The organism is Nitrosopumilus sp. b1 (assembly GCF_014078545.1).
Lineage (GTDB): Archaea > Thermoproteota > Nitrososphaeria > Nitrososphaerales > Nitrosopumilaceae > PXYB01.
The window spans coordinates 220,223-240,705 of record NZ_MU078712.1; the positions used below are offsets into that span (position 1 = coordinate 220,223).

31 protein-coding genes are annotated in these 20,483 nt (G+C 35.1%); 15 read left to right on the top strand and 16 right to left on the bottom strand.

Features of this window, described 5'->3' with window-relative positions:
• Positions 1–7 precede the first annotated feature (7 nt).
• The 4 genes from C6988_RS02370 to C6988_RS02385 all read right to left on the bottom strand — a co-directional run bounded on the left by C6988_RS02370 (position 8) and on the right by C6988_RS02385 (position 2,151).
• Complete coding sequence (locus C6988_RS02370) at positions 8–289, bottom strand: elongation factor 1-beta (RefSeq protein ID WP_182133190.1); 282 nt, start codon at positions 287–289, stop codon at positions 8–10.
• A gap of 2 nt (positions 290–291) precedes the next feature.
• Entirely contained in the window at positions 292–471 is a 180-nt protein-coding gene (locus tag C6988_RS02375) for a zinc finger domain-containing protein (protein WP_182133192.1), read from the bottom strand.
• A 48-nt stretch (positions 472–519) separates the two neighbouring features.
• A complete protein-coding gene (locus C6988_RS02380) occupies positions 520–1,659 on the bottom strand; it encodes an NAD(P)/FAD-dependent oxidoreductase (RefSeq protein WP_182133194.1) in 1,140 nt (379 codons plus the stop codon).
• Between the two features lie 84 nt (positions 1,660–1,743).
• Positions 1,744–2,151 carry a hypothetical protein gene (locus C6988_RS02385; RefSeq protein WP_182133196.1) on the bottom strand — a complete coding sequence of 136 codons (408 nt, stop codon included), beginning with the start codon at positions 2,149–2,151 and terminating at the stop codon, positions 1,744–1,746.
• Positions 2,152–2,290: 139 nt separating this feature from the next.
• Here C6988_RS02385 and pth2 point away from each other — a divergent pair, with 139 nt between their 5' ends.
• From pth2 to C6988_RS02405, 4 genes are all read left to right on the top strand, one after another.
• Positions 2,291–2,644, top strand: coding sequence for a peptidyl-tRNA hydrolase Pth2 (pth2, locus tag C6988_RS02390; protein WP_182133198.1), 354 nt, complete (start codon positions 2,291–2,293; stop codon positions 2,642–2,644).
• 52 nt (positions 2,645–2,696) lie between these two features.
• Positions 2,697–4,295 carry a Vgb family protein gene (locus tag C6988_RS02395; protein ID WP_182133200.1) on the top strand — a complete coding sequence of 533 codons (1,599 nt, stop codon included), beginning with the start codon at positions 2,697–2,699 and terminating at the stop codon, positions 4,293–4,295.
• Between the two features lie 45 nt (positions 4,296–4,340).
• Complete coding sequence (truD, locus tag C6988_RS02400) at positions 4,341–5,537, top strand: tRNA pseudouridine(13) synthase TruD (RefSeq protein WP_182133202.1); 1,197 nt, start codon at positions 4,341–4,343, stop codon at positions 5,535–5,537.
• Between the two features lie 241 nt (positions 5,538–5,778).
• Positions 5,779–6,009 (top strand): Lrp/AsnC ligand binding domain-containing protein, encoded by a 231-nt coding sequence (locus C6988_RS02405; RefSeq protein WP_182133204.1) that lies wholly within the window; start codon positions 5,779–5,781, stop codon positions 6,007–6,009.
• On the opposite strand, the gene C6988_RS02410 is transcribed toward C6988_RS02405, so the two are convergent.
• Complete coding sequence (locus tag C6988_RS02410) at positions 5,993–6,202, bottom strand: hypothetical protein (protein ID WP_182133206.1); 210 nt, start codon at positions 6,200–6,202, stop codon at positions 5,993–5,995. The two genes, C6988_RS02405 and C6988_RS02410, sit on opposite strands and share 17 nt — an antisense overlap.
• Before the next feature lie 101 nt (positions 6,203–6,303).
• Between C6988_RS02410 and C6988_RS02415 the strand changes: the two genes are divergently transcribed.
• Positions 6,304–6,993, top strand: a complete 690-nt coding sequence (locus C6988_RS02415) for a hypothetical protein (protein WP_182133208.1) — start codon at positions 6,304–6,306, stop codon at positions 6,991–6,993.
• Here C6988_RS02415 and C6988_RS02420 read toward each other — a convergent pair.
• The gene (locus C6988_RS02420; protein WP_182133210.1) at positions 6,990–7,244 is read right to left on the bottom strand and encodes a hypothetical protein; all 255 of its coding nucleotides are present in this window, start codon (positions 7,242–7,244) and stop codon (positions 6,990–6,992) included. The genes C6988_RS02415 and C6988_RS02420 overlap by 4 nt on opposite strands.
• 91 nt (positions 7,245–7,335) lie before the next feature.
• Here C6988_RS02420 and C6988_RS02425 point away from each other — a divergent pair, with 91 nt between their 5' ends.
• Positions 7,336–7,659 carry a hypothetical protein gene (locus C6988_RS02425; protein ID WP_255464150.1) on the top strand — a complete coding sequence of 108 codons (324 nt, stop codon included), beginning with the start codon at positions 7,336–7,338 and terminating at the stop codon, positions 7,657–7,659.
• 132 nt (positions 7,660–7,791) lie between these two features.
• Here the strand turns inward: C6988_RS02425 and C6988_RS02430 are convergent, their stop codons facing one another.
• The 3 genes from C6988_RS02430 to C6988_RS02440 form a co-directional block, all read right to left on the bottom strand.
• A complete protein-coding gene (locus C6988_RS02430) occupies positions 7,792–8,025 on the bottom strand; it encodes a hypothetical protein (protein ID WP_182133212.1) in 234 nt (77 codons plus the stop codon).
• Positions 8,026–8,060: 35 nt separating this feature from the next.
• Entirely contained in the window at positions 8,061–8,213 is a 153-nt protein-coding gene (locus tag C6988_RS02435; protein WP_182133214.1) for a hypothetical protein, read from the bottom strand.
• A 40-nt stretch (positions 8,214–8,253) separates the two neighbouring features.
• Positions 8,254–9,218, bottom strand: a 965-nt coding sequence (locus tag C6988_RS02440) for an alcohol dehydrogenase catalytic domain-containing protein (RefSeq protein WP_182133297.1), incomplete at its 5' end; no start/stop codon positions are given.
• A gap of 124 nt (positions 9,219–9,342) precedes the next feature.
• Between C6988_RS02440 and C6988_RS02445 the strand changes: the two genes are divergently transcribed.
• Both C6988_RS02445 and C6988_RS02450 read left to right on the top strand, forming a co-directional pair.
• Positions 9,343–9,570, top strand: coding sequence for a hypothetical protein (locus tag C6988_RS02445; RefSeq protein WP_182133216.1), 228 nt, complete (start codon positions 9,343–9,345; stop codon positions 9,568–9,570).
• A gap of 34 nt (positions 9,571–9,604) precedes the next feature.
• Complete coding sequence (locus C6988_RS02450) at positions 9,605–11,635, top strand: thioredoxin domain-containing protein (RefSeq protein WP_182133218.1); 2,031 nt, start codon at positions 9,605–9,607, stop codon at positions 11,633–11,635.
• Here the strand turns inward: C6988_RS02450 and C6988_RS02455 are convergent.
• On the bottom strand, positions 11,632–11,952 hold the full coding sequence (locus C6988_RS02455; RefSeq protein WP_182133220.1) for a hypothetical protein: 321 nt from the start codon (positions 11,950–11,952) through the stop codon (positions 11,632–11,634). The genes C6988_RS02450 and C6988_RS02455 overlap by 4 nt on opposite strands.
• 195 nt (positions 11,953–12,147) lie before the next feature.
• Positions 12,148–12,459, bottom strand: coding sequence for a hypothetical protein (locus C6988_RS02460; protein ID WP_182133222.1), 312 nt, complete (start codon positions 12,457–12,459; stop codon positions 12,148–12,150).
• A 76-nt stretch (positions 12,460–12,535) separates the two neighbouring features.
• On the opposite strand from C6988_RS02460, the gene C6988_RS02465 reads away from it, so the two are divergent.
• Together C6988_RS02465 and C6988_RS02470 are read left to right on the top strand one after the other, a co-directional pair.
• The gene (locus C6988_RS02465; protein ID WP_182133224.1) at positions 12,536–13,282 is read left to right on the top strand and encodes a DsbA family protein; all 747 of its coding nucleotides are present in this window, start codon (positions 12,536–12,538) and stop codon (positions 13,280–13,282) included.
• A gap of 26 nt (positions 13,283–13,308) precedes the next feature.
• Entirely contained in the window at positions 13,309–13,764 is a 456-nt protein-coding gene (locus C6988_RS02470; RefSeq protein ID WP_182133226.1) for a hypothetical protein, read from the top strand.
• Here the strand turns inward: C6988_RS02470 and C6988_RS02475 are convergent.
• Genes C6988_RS02475 through C6988_RS02485 form a run of 3 tightly spaced genes read right to left on the bottom strand, consistent with a single transcriptional unit; the run spans position 13,727 to position 15,293 of the window.
• Positions 13,727–14,476 carry a DUF3426 domain-containing protein gene (locus C6988_RS02475; protein WP_182133228.1) on the bottom strand — a complete coding sequence of 250 codons (750 nt, stop codon included), beginning with the start codon at positions 14,474–14,476 and terminating at the stop codon, positions 13,727–13,729. The genes C6988_RS02470 and C6988_RS02475 overlap by 38 nt on opposite strands.
• 32 nt (positions 14,477–14,508) lie before the next feature.
• On the bottom strand, positions 14,509–15,003 hold the full coding sequence (locus C6988_RS02480) for a hypothetical protein (protein ID WP_182133230.1): 495 nt from the start codon (positions 15,001–15,003) through the stop codon (positions 14,509–14,511).
• A 2-nt stretch (positions 15,004–15,005) separates the two neighbouring features.
• Positions 15,006–15,293, bottom strand: coding sequence for a hypothetical protein (locus C6988_RS02485; protein ID WP_182133232.1), 288 nt, complete (start codon positions 15,291–15,293; stop codon positions 15,006–15,008).
• Positions 15,294–15,338: 45 nt separating this feature from the next.
• Here C6988_RS02485 and C6988_RS02490 point away from each other — a divergent pair, with 45 nt between their 5' ends.
• On the top strand, positions 15,339–16,574 hold the full coding sequence (locus C6988_RS02490; RefSeq protein WP_182133234.1) for a site-specific integrase: 1,236 nt from the start codon (positions 15,339–15,341) through the stop codon (positions 16,572–16,574).
• A 576-nt stretch (positions 16,575–17,150) separates the two neighbouring features.
• Here the strand turns inward: C6988_RS02490 and C6988_RS02495 are convergent.
• The gene (locus C6988_RS02495) at positions 17,151–17,453 is read right to left on the bottom strand and encodes a hypothetical protein (RefSeq protein ID WP_182133236.1); all 303 of its coding nucleotides are present in this window, start codon (positions 17,451–17,453) and stop codon (positions 17,151–17,153) included.
• Positions 17,453–17,827: a hypothetical protein gene (locus tag C6988_RS11150; protein WP_255464153.1), complete on the bottom strand. Its 375-nt coding sequence runs from the start codon at positions 17,825–17,827 to the stop codon at positions 17,453–17,455. Before C6988_RS11150 ends, C6988_RS02495 begins: the two co-directional genes overlap by 1 nt.
• Positions 17,828–17,946: 119 nt before the next feature.
• Between C6988_RS11150 and C6988_RS02505 the strand changes: the two genes are divergently transcribed.
• The 4 genes from C6988_RS02505 (at position 17,947) to dndB (ending at position 20,482) form a co-directional block, all read left to right on the top strand.
• Positions 17,947–18,816: a S1 family peptidase gene (locus tag C6988_RS02505; protein WP_182133238.1), complete on the top strand. Its 870-nt coding sequence runs from the start codon at positions 17,947–17,949 to the stop codon at positions 18,814–18,816.
• Positions 18,817–18,877: 61 nt separating this feature from the next.
• Positions 18,878–19,045: a hypothetical protein gene (locus C6988_RS02510; protein WP_182133240.1), complete on the top strand. Its 168-nt coding sequence runs from the start codon at positions 18,878–18,880 to the stop codon at positions 19,043–19,045.
• Between the two features lie 82 nt (positions 19,046–19,127).
• A complete protein-coding gene (locus tag C6988_RS02515) occupies positions 19,128–19,328 on the top strand; it encodes a hypothetical protein (RefSeq protein ID WP_182133242.1) in 201 nt (66 codons plus the stop codon).
• Between the two features lie 62 nt (positions 19,329–19,390).
• On the top strand, positions 19,391–20,482 hold the full coding sequence (gene dndB / locus C6988_RS02520; protein WP_255464155.1) for a DNA sulfur modification protein DndB: 1,092 nt from the start codon (positions 19,391–19,393) through the stop codon (positions 20,480–20,482).
• Position 20,483 lies beyond the last annotated feature (1 nt).

Genomic DNA, 20,483 nt, shown 5'->3' on the forward strand with positions numbered 1-20,483 from the left:
GTAACACCTATTTCATATCTACTGACATTCTGCTCATGTTTAAAACTTCAAACTCACTTACGCCTTTGACTGCTCTGACAGCATTTTCTAGCGAGTCCATTTGTCCTTCTTTATCATCTACAATGAATTCTGCCTTGATGAACTCTAGACCAAAAGCTAGTGGTTCTTTTGCATGACGTTTTAATTGAATTCCATCTTTTAGAGCTGCCTTGATCTTTTGAGCAAGATCATCTAAATCAACATCAGTCCCGGTTGGTAGAATTTTTACAACTAGCAGTAACTGTGCCATGTCTAAGGCCCCTTAAAATTACATGATGTGCATGTATAATTTCGTGCAGACTCCCTACAACTTTGGCATCGCCAAATTAGGACTGAACCGCAACTTGGGCAGTTAAATTTCACACATTTATCATTAGGCATGATGTGTCTATGACAACAACTACACACTGGTAATGAAATTGTAGATGACATAATTTGCGGTGTTTACCGACCGCATTTATACCTTCCTTGGAAATTATACTAATTTGATGCCAGCAGTTTTTTTATTTCGTTTCCAAACAATGCCTGGGCAGTCTTTAACGATCCTTTCAATCCTAACAACTTTACAATTGATGAAGTGTGAAAATCAAAATCATCTTTTTCAGAAATATCTTTTATCATATCTTCTGTAACCGAATCTGACAATTTGTTGATTGTATCATTTTCTAATCTCTCAAGTATGTTTCTTGCAAATGATTGTTTTTCAAATTCTTTTCCAAATTTATTTTTCCACTCTTTGGGATATTTTTCCAATTCAGCAAAATCATTAGTTTCTAAAAATTTTGATATAGCCCGACCTGCCATTATTCCGCCCATACCGCATGAAAAAATTCCCCCCGCTGTGGTGGGCTTTGATTGTCCGGCAGCATCACCAATTGTCACTATATTTTGATTAACAAATTTCTCAATTGGACCCTTTATCCAAATTGGTGCAAAGATCTTTCTAATTACAGAATACTTTCCTTTTGATGATAAAAACTCCTCCAGAACCATTGCTGCATTGATTCCCTTTCCTGCGACTCCGACCTTTCCAGTTCCATTAGATGATGGAATTATCCATGCAAAGAATCCCGGATATTTCTCTTTATCAAAATACACCTCTACTGTGGATTTGTCTATCCATTCTGCATAAACTTCGTATTGTGCCGAAGATAAAATCCCTGTCCTGTCTTTTTGTATTAAAGAAGATACTCCACGTGCATCAACAATTACTTTGCATTCCTCAAATCCATCATTTGTTCTAACTCCATCCTTTGAAAATTCTTTTACACTCGTTTTAACCCTGATGTCAGCACCATTTTTTTGTGCTTGCAATGCTATCTGTTTATCTAACTCTCTTCGGTTAATTTCAGCAACTCTTTGTTTTTTTGAATTGATTGTGATTGTTTTATTATTTGGAAAATGAATCTTTGCTGTATCAATTAAGTGATCAAATGTCTTTCTATGTGGAATAATTCCAAGGTCGTCTAATGCAGTCATGCTAACTAATCCTCCACAATGTTCAGGGGTTCCTATTTCGTAATCTTCTTCTAAAACTAACACGGAATGACCGTTTAATGCAATTTCTCTTGCACAAAGTAAACCCGCTATGCTTCCGCCTGCAATTATTACATCATACATATCTGATATCTTTTGAGCAATTATTTAATTCTAAAAGAAATTTTCATGGATTTTATTCAAATCCATTCAATTATGGTAATTTAATTATGCTTGATATGGGTTTGCATGAACTACTTTGAAGATCTTTACAATGTAATTGCCTTCAAAGATGTCAATAGCGTTTCCACCATCATCTACATTTCTGACTCTGAATTTGTATTCATAGGAACCATCTCCCTTTACATCAACTTGTGCAACATGTACAGGATCTTCTCCTTTGAAGAACTGTATGATCACTGGATATCTTTCAACTGGTTCTGCAATTTTTCCTTTAACAAATCCCCATGGAAGTGTATTTCCTTCTGGTACGCTCATGACTGTAGTTGTCTTTTCCAAGTTAATTTCGTCATTTAGTGGAATGATTGTGGTCTGTGTTTGTGAAAATGCATCTGGGACTGTTGAGATCAATCCTATTGCAAACATTCCAATAACTATACTGGTTAGTAACTTCATGGACACAAAGCGAGGATCATGCTTTAAAAAAATTTCTCTTAATTTATTCAAAAAAATATTTAAAATGACATAAAACTCGAAATTTTCAAATGCCCAACTGTTTAATTTAGAGAAGATATCTCAACTGTGTTGAAATAAGATGGGTGAAATAAAACAGGTAATTGTGGTTAGGACTGATCTTGGAATGGGTAAGGGAAAGATTGCCGCCCAAGTTGGACATGCATGCGTCCTAGGTGCTGAAAATGTTAGAAAATCAAATCCTAATTGGTTTGAAAAATGGTGGCTTGGTCAAGAGAAAGTTGTTGTTAAGGTTGAATCCCTAAAAGACTTGGAAGAAATTAAAAGACATGCAATCGACTTGAATCTACCATGGGCTGAAGTCACTGATGCTGGACATACCCAAATTGCTCCTGGAACAGTTACGTGTATTTCAATTGGACCTGCACCAGAATCAAACATTGACAAAGTTACGGGAGATTTGAAATTACTTTGATTGGCAAATTTCAGTGGAATAAGATATAACAAGGCATTTTGGAGTTGTTTTTGTGAAAAAACGAACCAAAGGAATTATCATGTTTGCATTTCTGGGCGGTATAATGTTGACATCAGGAATAGTAATTGCAATTCCTAACATTGCTCCCGTTGAAAGTGATGAAAATATTACGATTACTGGTACTCCTGCAGATAATTATCCTGATGAACAGAGAGATAGATTCTGTGGTACGGGTAATGCAAAGTCTACATCGTACATTAAAGAGTTTAAGCTTCCAACAGTATGTGCACAGCCTCATGCAATAGCCACTGATCCTCAAGGTAACATTTGGATTGCAGAATCTAACACGGGAAATTTAGCAAAATTTGAACCATCAACAGAAACTTTTGTTGAATTTGAAAATCCAATGTGGCCTGAAGGTGCCAACGCTGCAATGTGGGGCTTGGATTATTCTCCTGATGGTACATTTTGGTATACTGATACACGAACTGATTCAATTTGGAAATTCTCTATTGAAGAAGAAAAGTTTGACAGAATATCATATCCTTCAGAAACTGAATCATTTCCTCAACAGATTAAAGTTGACGGAAGTAAAATCATAGTAAACGACTTACATGGAGGTAAAATTACCTTTCTAGACCTTGCACAATCAACAGGGCAGCTAACTTACTTTAGTCTCCCATCTCCACTTGAGGGATATCTTGCAGCAGGTTTTGATTTAGATGCAAACAATAACTTGTGGTATACTAATTGGCTTCCACAACAAGGTGGAATTTTGGTAAAGTTTGATACTGAAAAATATTTTGATGAGTTTATTACAATTGAAGAAAGTAATGATTTGCCACTTGGAAATTTCATAGAATTTTACAACTTTCCGCCTGGAATGAACACACCTAATGGATTGAGTGTTGGACCTGATGGAAGCATCTGGATAGCCGATACATCAAGTAGCAATTTTTTCAAATTTAATCCAAACGATGAATCCTTTACGAGATACGTGACCTCTCCACCTCCATTATCTTCATATGGAAATTTTACCGGTGTTGTAAAGACTCCGGTATCTAGACCATATTGGACTGCATTTGCAGATGATGGCCGATTAGTCTTCAACGAACAAACTGCCAACCGAATTGCCTTATTTGATATAAACAATGAACACCTAATTGAGTATCTAGCACCATCAAAAAATCCTGCATGGGCTGATTGCAGTCCTGTGGATAATACATGCGGACTGGCACAAATGTTCAGCTTTACTACTTCTGGTGAAAAAATTTGGTTTACTCAATGGGCCGAAAATAACATCGGATTTGTAGATACATCTATTCCATTACCATATGATGTGGAACTGAGTGAAAATAACATCACATTGCGTAAAGGAGAGAGTACAGAAATCATCATGACTGTTACCCCTACTGGTTCATCTGATATGTCTGATGTTTCATTTGTTTCTTCTACAACTGCAACATTCTCAGATCTTAAAGTAATGAGTGATGTTGACAAGTTTCAACTAGATGCAGATGCACCAAGGGTGATTAAGGTATCTGTTTTAGCAGGTCAATCTGCCCTGTCTGGTACACATAAAGTTCTTCTCGGAATAGATGCAAATGATGTCACTGTATCAAAGTACATTTCAGTTAAAATTATCCAATAATATTCAATACGATGATTAATTTATTTCAAGAAATTTTTTGATTTTATGATTCCAAAAATTGATTCACATATAGGAATTTTTGTTTACAGTACAAAATTTCCTGGTTGCGGCGGAAAAATTAAACAAAAACCAGAAGATTTTCATGTCTATGAAGTAATCTCCAAAAAATCAGAATCACAAATTAAATATGATTCTGGTTTTGCTGTCTTTAAATTAAAAAAACAGGGAATCGATACAAATCATGCCTTAAACTCCATCCAGCGACTAACTGGTTTACGACTAAAAGCGTTGGGTCTCAAAGATGCAAATGCAGTAACTGAACAATATGTTATATCATTAAAATCAATGAGTACAGCTAAACCGTTTGAATCATCAAAATTTACGCTAACTCCAATCGGCTATTCTAAAAAACCACTTTCAAAAAAAGACATGATTGGAAACAAATTCAAAATCAAGATCTCACATGCAAATTCATCATTAACTGATTTTGATGAATATGATAAGATTTTGAATTTTTATGGATACCAGAGATTTGGTTCAACACGGCCTGTAACCCACCTGATAGGCAAGGCAATCATACAAAATGATTGGCCATCTGCTGTTGATTACATTTTGAGCTATGAATCGGAATATGATTCTAAAGAAAATTCTGAGATTCGCAATAAACTCAAGGATACAAAAAATTTAGCCAGTGTAGAAAACCAAGTTCCTCCGCAGATGGATCTTGAAAGACTAGTTATCTCTGAACTGATTAAACACAATGATCCTCATTCCGCAGTTCGTGCACTCCCAGTTAACATGAAAAGATTCTATGTTCAAGCATACCAATCATATCTCTTCAATCAGACACTAAGTGTGGCTTTTGATAGTGGTGAAGACTTGTTTGGCATTCATGAAAATGATGTTTGCTATGACTCAAATGGAATACTGGGCAAATTTAACAAAGGGTTGGACCAGAAACTAGCAATTCCTCAAGTTGGTTATTCTTATTATAAAAAAACAAGATTCGATTTTCATATACAAAAAATTCTAAAAGATGAAGAAGTTACTCCAAAGAATTTTTACATTAAAGAATTACAAGAAGCCAGCAATGAAGGTGGATTTAGAAATTCATCAATTACATGTGATGACTATTCTGTAAATGGTGATGCTATCGAATTCACTTTATCTAGAGGTTCGTTTGCAACAATAATACTTCGCGAAATTATAAAGCCCAAAGAACCCCTCATGGATGGTTTTTAACATAAAATTAATATCTTAATTCAAACTTAGACAAAAAAATGCTGGTTCCATGTCCAACATGCAAGCGGTCTGCTGACATTCCAATTGATAGTAAAACTGATCGATTAAAGCCAGGCGTTAGATGTACACACTGCTCATCGAAAATTACGTAATCTTGTTTAACATAATACTTGTTAATTGATCTTAAAGCAAATAAACTAGAAACGCAATATTTGATTTATGCATTTAGGATTTGAATAAAATGGAAAAAGCGTTCATCCTGATTAGTTGCGACGTTGGTTCTGAAAACGAACTTTTCATTAAATTAAATGAGATAGACTGTGTGTCCTCAACCACAATTACTTATGGTGAGTATGATCTTGTTGTCGAAGTTGAAACTGAGACTCCTCAAAAAATGGATGAATTTGTCACAAGTAAAATACGAAAATTCCAAAAGATTAGATCCACAATAACACTTAGAGTGACCGCTTGAACCTAACTACTATCCCAGAAATAATAATTCCAATTCCAGCTCCGGCAATAATTATCCCCTGAGTAATCCATTCTGGGTTTGCATACATAAAAGAAGACTCTGGACCGACTTGCCCTTGACCCTGAAAATGAAATATTGTCCCGAAAATTGAAATTATTATGCCTATGATGATGAGGCTTTTTCCTAAGACCATGATTTTTTAAGATTTTTCTAATAATTAAGGCAAAGAGAATTGATAATTTGAACAAATGATTTTTTGTTTTTTCTTTAATCATCTTTTTTGAAGCCTATGGTGTGTATAATTGGGAATATGATGTAACTGAATCTAGAGGACCAAAATATTTGGGCCTAATTTTGTTTTCATCTGCAGCAGTTCTGGCTTTGGTCTTATATCTGATATTTCATCCACAAATTGCCCAAATTAACAGTGAATCTGCTATTTTACTAAACATCATGTTTGGACCGTCTTTGGCCATAGGTTTCCTATATGGGCGAAAGATCACTCAAAGAGCCATCATTCCTGGAGAAACACGCAGCCCATTCAAAAGAACACTAGTCAAAATACTGCTCTTCTTTTTTGTTATTGGCGGATTATTTAGTGCCGTAAATTTTGCAATTAATGAAGGAAGTGTGATGCCCCTGTCTTCCATTTTAGATGTAGGTCTAATTCCCTGGGTAACTGAATATGTAAATACAAACGGTGGCGCCACCTTTCTGATCATCTCAAGTATTACCTTAATGGCCTCTGCAACAAAAAAAATTGTTGGCATGGATGGAACACTGAATAGAGTTGTAAGTTTTGTTGGAACCTTTATCTTCTTTTCAATGCTTGCGTTAAGCTTTACTCAGACAAATCCATCTCATTCTGAAGTTTATCTTTACACATTTTATCAAGCGGGAATTATTGGTGGTGCACTGTATGAAATGAATAGATTAACACGAAATCTAAACTTCTATGAAGACTATTCTAATGGCTATCTCTAGGAACCTTCTTCAAAATCTACATAAATTCCAGCAACATCGTTGTTAAGATATGTATGGAATTTCTCACACTTTGGATCTTTGAAATCAATCACTTTGCATTCCTCAAATAGCAGAGTATTTGCACGCTGGATTTTATCTGCATATAATACGTCTTCGCCAATTGCAATGCCTACTAATGCAATCACAACTAGTGATGCTGCAACTAAAATCATAGAATATCCAACTTTGGCATAATTGTGTGGCTCTGCCATTCTCAAATTTTGCTCCACTTGGTTGCATTTATTCGTTTCAAGATCGACTACAAAGAAATACAAAAATGAAAGCCATTCTTACTCATATTGTTTGACTATACAAATTCTGCATTATGAATTTCTAGGACCTATCAAACTTGAAGAGTGGGGACCTCCAATGGAAGAAGTCGTCTATGTCATGTTATCAAGAGAAAAAGACAATTTTACGATCATTTATGTAGGCCAATCAGAAAAAACTGAGAAACCCGATTTTTTCTTAAAAAATGAGAAATTCAAGTGCTGGTTGACTCATGCAGGCTCAGAACAAAATCTATACTTGGCAATTCATCCCATGTGGAAATCAGAAAAAACTGAACGTGAGAGAGTAGTGTATAAAGTGACATCAAAATACAACCCTGTCTGTAACAAAGATTAAGAATTATTCCAATGTATGTGGTATGTTATGAACTGTCCTTGTTGTGGAACTCTAATGAAGAAAGAAAAGGAACTAGAAAATTCCATTTTAATGAAGTGCTCTGAATGTGGTCTTAGTGACACTGTACTTAAATCATGAATTGACTTTTCTCTGAACTTCGAATAATTGCAATGTCACCAAGTCAATTGCTTTTTTGAGATGCTCAAATTCATTTATTGAATGAATCTGACCTTCAACTAGGGCACGAAGTACCTTAACAACTCCTTTTTGATATTCATCCGTTGATGCAACCTCTAATGCATTTACTTTGGAAAGTAGAACGTCAAGATCTTTTTTCATCTCCTCAGCAGGAGCATGTTTCTTCATTACCTGCTATTCATAGTCAAAGTATATGAATTAATTTACATTAGTTCCTCATCAATCTGAGATATTTCATCCATGTATTGGTTACATGGGCAATCTGGAATTTGACATGCACCAAGTTTTAGAAGTGATGAGCTCTTCTCTGATGGTCTATGTGCCTCATCAGTATGATGACATTTCTTACAGTGCATGAAAGAAATTTTGGAGACTGTTATTTAAAGAAATTTTAATCTATGGTACTAGTACTGCACGTGCTTCTATTTCGGAATTTTTTAATTTTAATAGAACTTCATTTGCTTCTTCTAGCGGATACGTTTCATACACTACTGATAAATTATTTTCATGAGAAATTCTTATCACTTCTTCCATGTCCTTTCTTGAACCAATCAATGTTCCTTTGATTGTTTTTTCTTCAAATGTTGGGAAGTTAGGAATGTCTCCAACTGTTGCAATAACTACCAACCCGCCTTTTTTGATTGCCTTAATTGCAGTATCTGTGACTTTTTCAGATGGTGCAAAAACAATTGCAGCATCAAGCAATCCGATTTTTTCTTTTAGGTTCTTCAAAAATTCTTCTTGATTTTTCTCAAATGTAATAACATTTGATGCTCCAAGCTTTTTTGCTACATCTAGATGTTTCTTACTTCGTGATACTCCTACGACATTGCATCCTTCAACCTTTGCAAATTGTATTGCCATGTGTCCTACTCCACCAATTCCAAAAATCCCTATCTTTTTGTTTGGTCTTGGCTCTGCTGCTTTTACTGCTTTGTATGCTGTAATTCCTGCACAAAATAAGGGCGCAGCATATTCGGATTTCATAGTATCTGGAACCTTAGTAGCAAATTTTTCTGATACTGTAATGTATTCTGAGTAACCTCCACGAAGTGATTCACCTGTTACAACATTTGATTCACAAAGGTATTCCTTTCCTTCTAAACAATATTCACACTCTAAACATGATTCCAACAATGGGGTTATGCCTGCTCTATCACCAACCTTAAATTTACTAACATTATTTCCAATCTCTACCACTCTGCCAACTACTTCATGACCTGGAACTGTTGGTAGTGTAGGCGGAATGCCTAATTCTTTCCAATCTCCTTCAATTCCGTGTAATTGTGAGTGACATACTCCACATGCCTCAATTTTTAGCAAAATTTCATCTGGATTTTTGATTTCATGTTTATCTATCTNNCGATTGGACCTAACTGTGTTAACATCATCGCCCTCATCTTTTCTGCCATGATTCTTGCAAACCATTAACATATTTTTAGATTTGTTAGGAAGAAAATTAAACAATGAGATATTACTCCGAATATGGATTATAGGCTAACTGAAGAAGATAAAGAACGAGTTTCGCTTCTTCAGAAAGTTACAAAAAAGGGCTTGAAAGAACTTGATCTCAAAGAACTTCAGAGATTGCAAATTTTAGTTGAAAAGAAAGATTACAGCCATAGCAAAAAAGCACAAAAATCAAAATCAAAATTATTGGCAAAGATCAATGTTGCAATTTATGAACATGAAGAAGGACGTCAAGGAATCTAATTAGATACAAATACCGTAGTACTATAATTCTCATGTGGCTGAAAATAGCTTAATTCATGAAACTAGTCCGTATTTACTACAACATGCAAAAAATCCTGTTAATTGGTATGCATGGAATCAAGATACGTTGGAGAAAGCAAAGAAGGAAAACAAGCCCATCTTTCTTAGTGTTGGATACAGCTCATGCCATTGGTGTCATGTTATGGCCCATGAATCATTTGAAAATGATGATATTGCACAAATAATGAATGAGAATTTTATCAACATCAAAGTTGACCGAGAAGAGCGACCTGACATTGATGATATCTATCAAAAGGTATGTCAGATTGCTACAGGGCAAGGAGGCTGGCCATTAAGCGTATTTCTTACTCCTGATCAAAAGCCGTTCTATGTGGGAACGTATTTTCCTATATTGGATAGTTATGGACGTCCCGGATTCGGTAGCATTCTTAGGCAATTGGCACAGGCTTGGAAAGAAAAACCAAAAGATATTGAAAAAACTGCGGAAAATTTCTTAAACACACTTCAGGGTGCTGAAAAAATTTCTACACCCTCTGAGATAGAAAAATCCATCCTGGATGAGGCGGCTGTAAATCTTTTACAAATGGGTGATCCAACATATGGGGGATTTGGAAATGCACCAAAGTTTCCAAACGCTGCAAATGTTTCGTTTCTCTTTAGGTATTACAAAATTTCAAAGATATCTAAATTCAAAGAGTTTGGATTGAAGACATTAGATAAGATGGCAAAAGGTGGAATTTTTGATCAACTTGGTGGTGGATTCCATCGTTATTCTACTGATGCAAGGTGGTTAGTACCACATTTTGAAAAGATGCTTTATGATAATGCATTGATTCCAATTAATTATGCTGAAGCATTTCAGATCACAAAAGATCAATTTTATCTTGATGTAATGAAAAAAACACTCAATTATGTTCTAAGAGACATGACTTCTCCTGAAGGTGGATTTTATTCTGCAGAAGACGCCGACTCTGAAGGTGAAGAAGGAAAATTCTACGTTTGGTCCAAAAAAGAGATAACACAAACACTTGGAAAAGACGCAGATGTCTTTTGCTTATACTATGATGTCACCGATGGAGGAAACTGGGAAGGAAACTCGATTCTCTGCAACAATGTTAATACCTCATCAGTTGCTTTTCATTTTGGAATTTCTGAAGATAAAGTAAGAGAAATCATTAATCGCTCCTCTGAGAAACTTTTGCAAATTAGAGAAAAGCGAATACGACCTGGATTGGATGATAAAATACTCACCTCTTGGAATGCTTTGATGATTACTGCTTTTTCAAAAGGCTACCAGGTTTCAAATGATGAAACCTATCTAAATGCTGCAAAGAAATGCGTCTCTTTTATTAACGAAAAACTGTTTGCAGATGGAAAACTCCTTCGTACATACAAAAATGGTACTGCAAAAATACAAGGCTACTTGGAAGATTATGCATATTTTACAAATTCTCTGATTGATGTTTTTGAAATGTCACCTGATGCGGAATATTTGGAAAAAGCTAAATCTTTAGGAGATTATCTGCTGGATCATTTCTGGGACGAGTCCCAATCAAGCTTTTTCATGACTGCAGATAATCATGAAAAACTAATCATAAGACCAAAGAGTAACTATGATCTTTCGATGCCTTCTGGGAATTCTGTTGCTGCGTATGCACTTTTACGATTATATCACTTGACTCAGGAACAAAAATTCCTTGAAGCTGCTATGAAGGTAATGAAATCTCAGGCTATGATGGCAGCAGAGAACCCATTTGGATTTGGATATTTACTGAATACCATCTACATGTATCTGCAAAAACCAACCGAAATCACTATTTTAAATTCCCAAAATGATGAAATGACAAATTTTATCTTCAAAGAGTTTCTGCCCGGCTCTATTGTTGTTGCCATTAAAAATAAATCTCAATTGGAAAAACTATCCACTTTGATGTTCTTTGCAGGAAAAGAGTTCCATCAAGACAAAACAACTGCATTTGTATGTAAGGATTTTTCTTGTTCGCTACCTCTTGAGAAAATTTCCGAAATCGAAAAACTCGTCTAATTTTTCTTCATATCTATTTGCAAAATTTCCCCAACTTGTGGTCTTCCAAGTCTTTCGTATCTGTTCTTGGGCATTGCAATGTTGATTGAAATTTGCTGGTAGCTTTTTATTTTGACAGTTGGCTGTGCTTGGAGAATTGCATCAAGTAATGGCATCACTTGTTCTTTTGTTTCTGCATCTAATCTTTTAGAAACCGAATCGATGATCATCTGTTTTTGTGAAACAGGTTCGGTGTTGACATTTTCAACTAGTGATAGTTGGACAACTTGCCCATTATCAACAATTTGTTGTATTCTAAATTCATTAATTTCACTCAATGCTTTTCTGTTTCAATAGTTTGCATTTATCTCTAACTATACTGATAATTTCTACGTAATCGTTTTAATACAAAAATGCCTAATTCCAATATCGCAAGTAGTGGGAACAATTCTCACATCGTCCTGCGATGCCACGACCAAATCCCGAGATAGTATGAGAACTGCGTCCCTCTAGGGACCAGTTCTCAAAAAATATTATTCTTCACTGGTATCTTTTTTTGTACTATCTGGGTCTTCAAGTATTGCTTTTTTTATGAGAGGAGCCCTATCTTTTAGAATCTTGTTGAATTCTTTAATGTCCTCAAGATCTGGTGTTTTTTCTTGATTCTGATACGCCTGTAAAAACCCTGAATAAACACATCCAGAAATAATGCCAAATGCTGTATCTGCCACTGAATTGATTTCTGGAACATATGATTCTGCAATCTGTTTGTATGATGCTGCTTCGCTGATATAGTAATCAATTAAACTATCGATGAAATTTTTTGTCTCTTTTGCTATTGCCATGGATTAAACCTTCTGCTCATAACTTGGTAAAAATCATATAAATTAATAAAAATGCACCTTATGAGGTCATTAAGAAATGAGTGCTAATAGCGGTAATATGCTTAAAGGATTAATCGCAGCAATTGCAATTGCTGCCTTTTTTGGCGGTTATGTTTTGGGCACAAGTTCTAGCCCATCTAATGATGAAATTGCAAAGCTAATCATGGAATATAACAAAAAACCACTGCAGATACAAGAGGCTGTACAGGCCCCAACTGACCCATCTCCGATTTTTGTATCTCATGATAATGACCCTTTCATGGGAAATCCTAATGCCCCAATAACCATTGTAGAGTTTTCAGATTTTCAATGTCCATTCTGTTCACGTTTTTACATAGAAACTCTTCCATCAATTGAGCAAGCTTACATCGACACTGGTATTGTCAAACTAGTTTATCGAGACATGCCTCTAGGAATTCATAAAAATGCTATTCCATCCCATATTGCAGCAGAATGTGCAAATGTACAGGGTGCGTTTTGGGCATATCATGATATCTTATTTGAGAGGCAAAATCAATGGCAAAACCTAGACTCTGTGTCCTTAGAAGAAAAACTAGTAGAGTATGCACAAGAGCTAGGGCTTGATTCTTCGTTTAACTCTTGTATTAAATCAGCAAGCATTCTAGAAGAAGTTCAAAAAGATTATGCGCAAGCAACGGGCTATGGTGTTACAGGAACTCCAACATTCTTTATAGGAAATGATGAAATTGGATTTGTAAAACTTTCAGGTGCAAAACCCTTTTCTGACTTTCAGAGTGTTATAGAGTCTCAACTAAACACGTAAAAAGATATTTTCATAATCTCTTCCTTATGTGGAAACTCGAGTTAGAAGAGCAATACTTTCGTGTATATGATTCTAAAAAACAGATTGCTGGATACTTTGATCCTAGTTATGGAGACATATATCCGCGCGAGAATGAAGAAGAAATAATTGAGAAAATGCTAAAAGAGCATGAAAAAGTACCTGGGGGTTTTTTGATGCTTCCAATGGTGAAGTTTGGTATTTTTGATCCCGATTATCAGGCAGATATTTCCACATTAGAAGCTCAGCTTAATTCTGCAAACCAAAGAATTCAGATGTGGAAAAATTTTATGACCTCTTCTGGAAATAATTCTCACTTTGTTAGATTATCTCACACTGATCATGACATGCTAAGCATTACTTTTCCAGTAAAATTTTCAAAACCCACCCCACTTGATAAGAAGTTGCTTTTAGAAGAGTTGGCGCCTATTTTGGATCAGCTGCAGACACAAGGTTTGCTATGAATCTATTAGGATATTTTGTAAATGCAACATATGCTATGATGGACGAAACAAACAACAAAGATGTTCCTAATGGAAATTCTGGAACTGCTGCATACTCTTCAGATTCTGCAACTAGTGAATAGTCGACAACTGTACTTGATTGTGTTTTATCGGGAACTGATACCAAAAAAAATGCCTCAGAGTTTGATCTTAGGTAATCTGGCTCAGTGTGTATTCTCTCTACAGCTGCAACATTACCGCTTCTGTCATAGAGTGTTGCCACAACAGATACAATGTTTGCAGTAATCTCGCCCCTGTTTGCTACTGTGCCTTTTATCATTAAATTATTGTGAGCATCTCTTGTTATTTCAGAATCTACGACATCAATAACTTGACTTTTTGGCGTGGAGACTTTGTAATCTAGTGCAAGCAAATAACTATCGATGTATGCGACATCTTTTCCTGTAGCTAGGATCTCAAATGGGCCTTTCATTCCTGGCATTATGGTATTGACAAGTGAGCTTGCAGAGATGGTGTCAACTAATTCGGAATTTGCATATAGTGATGAAGAAATTTCAATTTGTGTTATTGGTGCATCAAGACCATTGTATACTTCTCCTACAATGTGATAGGAACCATCAATTCCTAGGTATTGCTGATCATTTTGTATTACTACATCTGCCCATGCATTTGGAATTAAAAAAATTGGTAATAAAAATAAGAGATATCTCAATAACTCTATTTGTCATTCATAATTAAAAGGAATTATGGTTTGATTCCTGCCTTTACTGCATTAAATTCTGATAATCCTGCCATCTCATACTCAAAAGCCTCCTGAAATACTGCATCTGCTCGTAAAAGATCGTCTGTATTGCCTGTTTTGGCCCAACTAATTATCAAATTCTCCGCCTCTAGTTGCGTCTGCGTTGATAGCTTTAGCAAATCTACTGATGCCTTAAATGGTTCAGGAGGATTCAAAGAGTCATATCGTAAAATTAATTCCTGCATCTTTGCAGTATGTTTCTCTGCTATTTCCAAAAATTCCTCCTTTGCAATTTCTTCATTTTTTAGCATCTTTTCACTTGCCAAAAACTCATCTTGGGATTTTTTTAATTCCTCTTGAATTTGCTGAATCTCGTTTCCAAAAGTAAATCCTTTGATCTTTACTTGGTCTATGTAATAGTTGTACCCTACGACCCCTGAAATTATTATAACTGCAATGCTTGCAAGAACAATGTTTTGAATTTTCTTTTTCTTCAAATTTATTCTATATAGTTTCCTTCAACATCTGTTTTTAATTCTATAACCATGACCGTTCCACTAATGAATGACTCATTTCTTATTGTTCTTACTCTGCCTATGTCTAAATGATGCGGCCAAATCTCGACAACAATTGCACCAACCTTGACATTCTCTGGAGCATCTGTTAGAACAATGTCTTCTTTTTTTACACCATGTGTTTGAAGTACTTTTAATGAATGCTCAACAAGTGGTTCGGGATTGTTGTGATTTATTGCCCAAACTGTTCCCTCATATTCTATCTTTTCCATGTCGTATCAAAATTCCAGTGTGCCTAATATAACAATCATTCTTTCATGGTTAAAACACAACATAATGAGCAAAAAGGACAAAAGGTAAATTTATTTTTATTAGCCAGGACAGCTGGAAACTCCTCGATGTATGGTAAGACATACGAGATCTTCATAGAATCCCTCAATTCAGAGGCCACAAAGGATACCTACATTCGTGGATTGGGTAGATTGCATAAATTTGCTCAGAACCATGAGGTAAAATTCTCAACCTTCGATCAACTCTTAAAAAAATCAAAGGATGAGGTAAATCAACTACTCACTGATTTCTTATTAGACCTAAAGAACAGTGGAGCAAAAGCAGGAACTGTAAAGACCCTATTTGCAGGAATTGATAGTTTTCTAATCTTCAATGACTTTGAGTACTCTTCAAAGAGACTCAAAAAATTATTTCCACCACCTAACAAGCCTGGTGGTGGAGAAGCCTACAAAGTAGAGCATCTACAAAAAATGCTATCCAGTACAACCAGCAAGAGAGTAAAGGCAGTTGTAATGTTGCTTGCTACAACTGGGATGAGAAGAGGCGGCTTAGCCGGTCTTAAGGTGGGTGACTTAGAGCCTATCGAAGATTGTTACATGATTACAGTATATCGTAATGATGTCAAAGAGTATGTGACTTTTTGCACTCCTGAGGCAAGGCAGGCTGTAGATGAGTACCTGGCCACAAGGGATGTCACTCCTGATTCCATTCTAATCGAGGGCAGATCAAAATCTGGTAAAATACAACCTACTCTGACAGAATACCAAATAGACAACATGATAACTTTGCTTCTAGTCAATGCAAAAATTGACAGAGTCAAAACTGATAACCGATACAACATATCGATGATTCATGGGACTAGAAAATTCTATAGAACCGCTCTACGAAAGACCCGATACATTGTAGATGGAAATGAAGTCCCTGCAATATCTGAAGCTGACATTGAGAAACTCATGGGTCACAAGAACGGACTCAAGGGCCTATACTATACCCCCGAGGTGAAAGACCTATTCACTGAATACAAAAAGGCTATCCCTTATCTAAAAATTCAAGAACATCTTCGCCAAAAAGACGTCATTGAGAAACTATCTGCACAAAACACAATCAGTGAGATAAGCAAGTGGGAAATACTAGAAAAGCTAGAATCCCTTGAAAGAAGAATAAACGATGTGAAGACTGGCAAGCCCATGACTCCACAAGATAAGGTTGCAATAGCAAAGAAAGTTCTAATGGAATACGAACCTGCTGCACTTTCATCTTGATTATGTAACCATAGTACAATATTACACACATGTAGTTTAATGGAATCCTAAAAACTCGCTATTAAAAAAGGTCTCATAACGCCCCAGAAAAATTGTAATTCACTACGCCATGAAGAAATGTCCTCCAAGGGACATTTCTCACTTGTTTTTACAAACAAATCCTTGCTCTTTTGTACTGCCAAAATAAGAAATTCTTAGTATTCTCAGGTTTGTTATTGTCTATAGTACCGTCACTGGTTTTTCAAAAACTTTGAAATTTTTACATTGTTAATTACTTTCAATACAAGTAATTGATAATTTTTTAAAATATTAGAAATTATTTGATTAATTTTTATCCTACAATTTCACCTGGAAAATATTTCTCACAATGTACTGTTTTATCACCTTCTAGTGAAGCAATAACTCCCTATTACTATGACAAGTTTAAGTATTAAAAATCAAATCATAATTAATAATACAATACTTTACTACATCTAAGTATTGGCGGAGAATTTCTACCTACTACTCTATAAATTGTAAATCGTAATCCAATAGTATGTGTTGTTAATTGGAATACAATTTTTTTTTGGATTGTTGTCATTCAAACTCATCTTTTAAAATTGATTTTTTAAATTTATTATATTCTTTATTAGAGATTTGTTTTTCCTCTAATAATTTCTTTATTTCTTTGAGTCTGTCCTGCATTTTTTTTATCTCACGAATTTTGAATTTTCCATTCCCATCACACATAATCAATATTTTTCGTTTTTTCAGCTTTCCATAAACTTCAATTTTACTTGTTCGAGGTTGTAAGGTTGTAATGTCAAAATGATAATTTTTATCTTCTCGCTGATACAATAAACTGGCGTCAAAATTTGCAGATAAAGGAAGGAGATTCATTATCCCACCTCACTAAGGATAACTCTATTTTCTTTATTCTTATAAATTTCATATTTTGAATCATCATATGTAAAAAGATAACGTCTATTCATTTCCATTTCTGATGAATCAATATCAAATCCATCGTTAGTTACTTGCACAATGTTTCTTCTTGCCAAAAATCCCCAATGCGAAGAATCAAGGGTGCTATCAGATTCTACTCTTGCCCGAAGTTTTGCTTTGTATTTCAAATTCCTTGGTTTGACTCTTAATCTAGAACCACAACAAGGGCACCAAAGCCCTTCCCATTTGATAAAGATTTCACAAAGATGACATCTTCTCTGTCCTGATGAATATCTGCCTGCCCCAATTGGTCTTTGTGCTTTATAACGCACGCAAATTCCTTTACAGGTCATAAATTATTATCATCTCGAACATATCTTAACTCCACCATTTAAAACTCATAAATTATGAAAATATAAGAATAACATCTCTTAATATAAAATCCTAAAATATGATTACCAGAGAAAAAATACTACACTTAAAATCATGTTGTTTTGCATTAGGACTTACTAAAAAAAACGAGTCAAAACCATATGCTATTTGTGGAACTGGCTTCATTATCGATTCTGAAGGTTACTTTGTTACTGCTGAACATGTTGTGGATGGAATGGAATCTATTTTAAAGAGAGAAAAAAGCCTTGGTAATGAATTAGAACATAGAGGATTTCTATTTAAAAACATAGATGATGAACATGGTCAATTAACATCTATTAAAATCGACCATGGTAGAAATATTGAAATTTCAATTCCGGAATTAGGTGACAACATTCCTTTAGATCATGATTTTACTGTAGGTCGATTATCTGGCAAACACAATTTGCCTTTTTTGAAATTTGATAAACCAACTAAAATCGATGTGTACGATGAAATTATTATGTGTGGATATCCTGGTGGAAGTTTATCCTTGAGGACAAGTGATTATCTTTCAGGGAATAGATACAGTCCTGTGTTACAATCAGGTCACGTTTCAAGTTTATTCCCAACAGATTATTCCAAAAATCCATATGGAATACAGACCGATATCATAGGTACAGGTGGGTCTAGTGGGTCGCCAATCATCGATGCAAATTCGGAACAAGTAATCGGTATTGCTCAAAAAGTAATTACTGCCGATGTAAATGTGGGTATTAACACCACTTATGCAAGTGCAAAAATTGGATTAGTTTGGGGTATATCAAATTATTTTATTACTGATGCACTTCAAAACATGCTAGCAATACTTAAGAAAGAATTTGACAAAAATGGTGTACCGCTATCAAATGACGAATTACCTGAAACGGTGAAACTTGATGGCAAATTTATTCCTCCAAAATTCGATTAATCAGGTCTTCATTAATTAGTAAATACAATAAATCTATAAGCGATCAATTATTTCTCAAATCATGAAAGATACCTTAGGTGGACGTCCATTTGACGTTACAAAAGATGGTGGTAAAGTAACCATCAAATTTTATCCACAAACAAAAAACGCAAAAAACCCGGATGCAGTCTTGTTTAGACTAACTTTATCCAAAGAGGACCTAAAAAAACTAGCAAAGATTGCATCCTGATTTTTTATAAAAAATTACATTTTGCGATCAAAATGTAGAGCAATTATAGTTAATTACTGATGATTTCTTACTTCCCTTGGGTATGGGGTATAGGGAAGCTCAGCAGTTATACAAAGAAAAACACGGTAAACTAGCAAAGTCATCTTGGATAGCACAGATACTATCAGAACATGGTAAAACAAAGGGCAAAGCACCCACTAGAAAAGGCAACTACAAGTATCCTTGTCCTGATTCAGAGCGACCAAAGCTAGAAAAACTCCTAAAAGAGCTAAAAATGATATAATTCGTGCCTAAATTATAACATGCTTCCAAAGACTTAAAAACACGCTTCCATCATATTACTCATTGAGTAAGCTTACCTTCAAAGAAGTCGACAAAGAAAGCGGTACTATCTCCTTTGAAGCAGTAAGAGGCATCCAAGCTAATCGAGAATTTTACAACGCAATGTGTTCCTTTGCCACAATTTATCACCATTTTAAATTCAATGACGATCCTCAAATTCCACCAAATCTTAGGGCACAAAGAAAACTTCGAACAAGTCGTATCCCTGAGATAGCAAACTATATCATACAAAATCCTCAGGATTACATCTTTTCATCAATTACAGTTTCAGTTGGTGGAAAAGTAAAATTCAATCCCTCACCTGGTCAAGGAGAAGATGGGCGGCTAGGCCAGATTATAATTCCAATTGATGCTCCAATCTTGATTAATGATGGTCAACATAGATGTGCCGCAATAAAATATGCATATGAAAAGAAACCTGAATTAGCTAGTGAAAAAGTTTCAGTTGTCGTCTTTGAGGATAAAGGACTAAAGCGTAGCCAGCAAATGTTTGCAGATTTAAACAAGCATGCAGTAAAGCCAACCCGATCCCTTGGTTTACTGTATGATCATCGTGATACTTTTGCAAGATTCGTCGTTAATTTAGTAAATGATGTTGATGTATTTCATGGTAGAACAGAAACTGAAAAAACAAATATCTCAAATCGTTCCACTAATTTCTTTACATTAAATGGTATTGCAGATGCAACAAAATTTTTACTAAGACTAAAGACAAAATCAATTGCACCAGAAAAACAAAAGATTGCAGTAGACTTTTGGGATAGAGTATCAAAAAATATTCCTGAATGGAATCTTTTGATTCAAAAAAAAGTATCTGCATATGAATTACGACAGAATTATGTTCATGCACACACTAATGTTTTGACTGCTTTGGGAATGTTTGGAAATGTAATGATTACACATTATGAAGATTCATGGAGAGAAAAAATTAAGGGATTACAAAAAATTGATTGGTCCCGTAGTAACCCCATATGGGAAGGTAAGATTATGATGGAAGGCAAGATGATTAAGAATAAAACTGCTATCAAAAGTGCTGCTAATGTAATTCTACAAAAATGTGGTGTAAACAAACCCCTGGAGGAATTTTTAGAGTAAA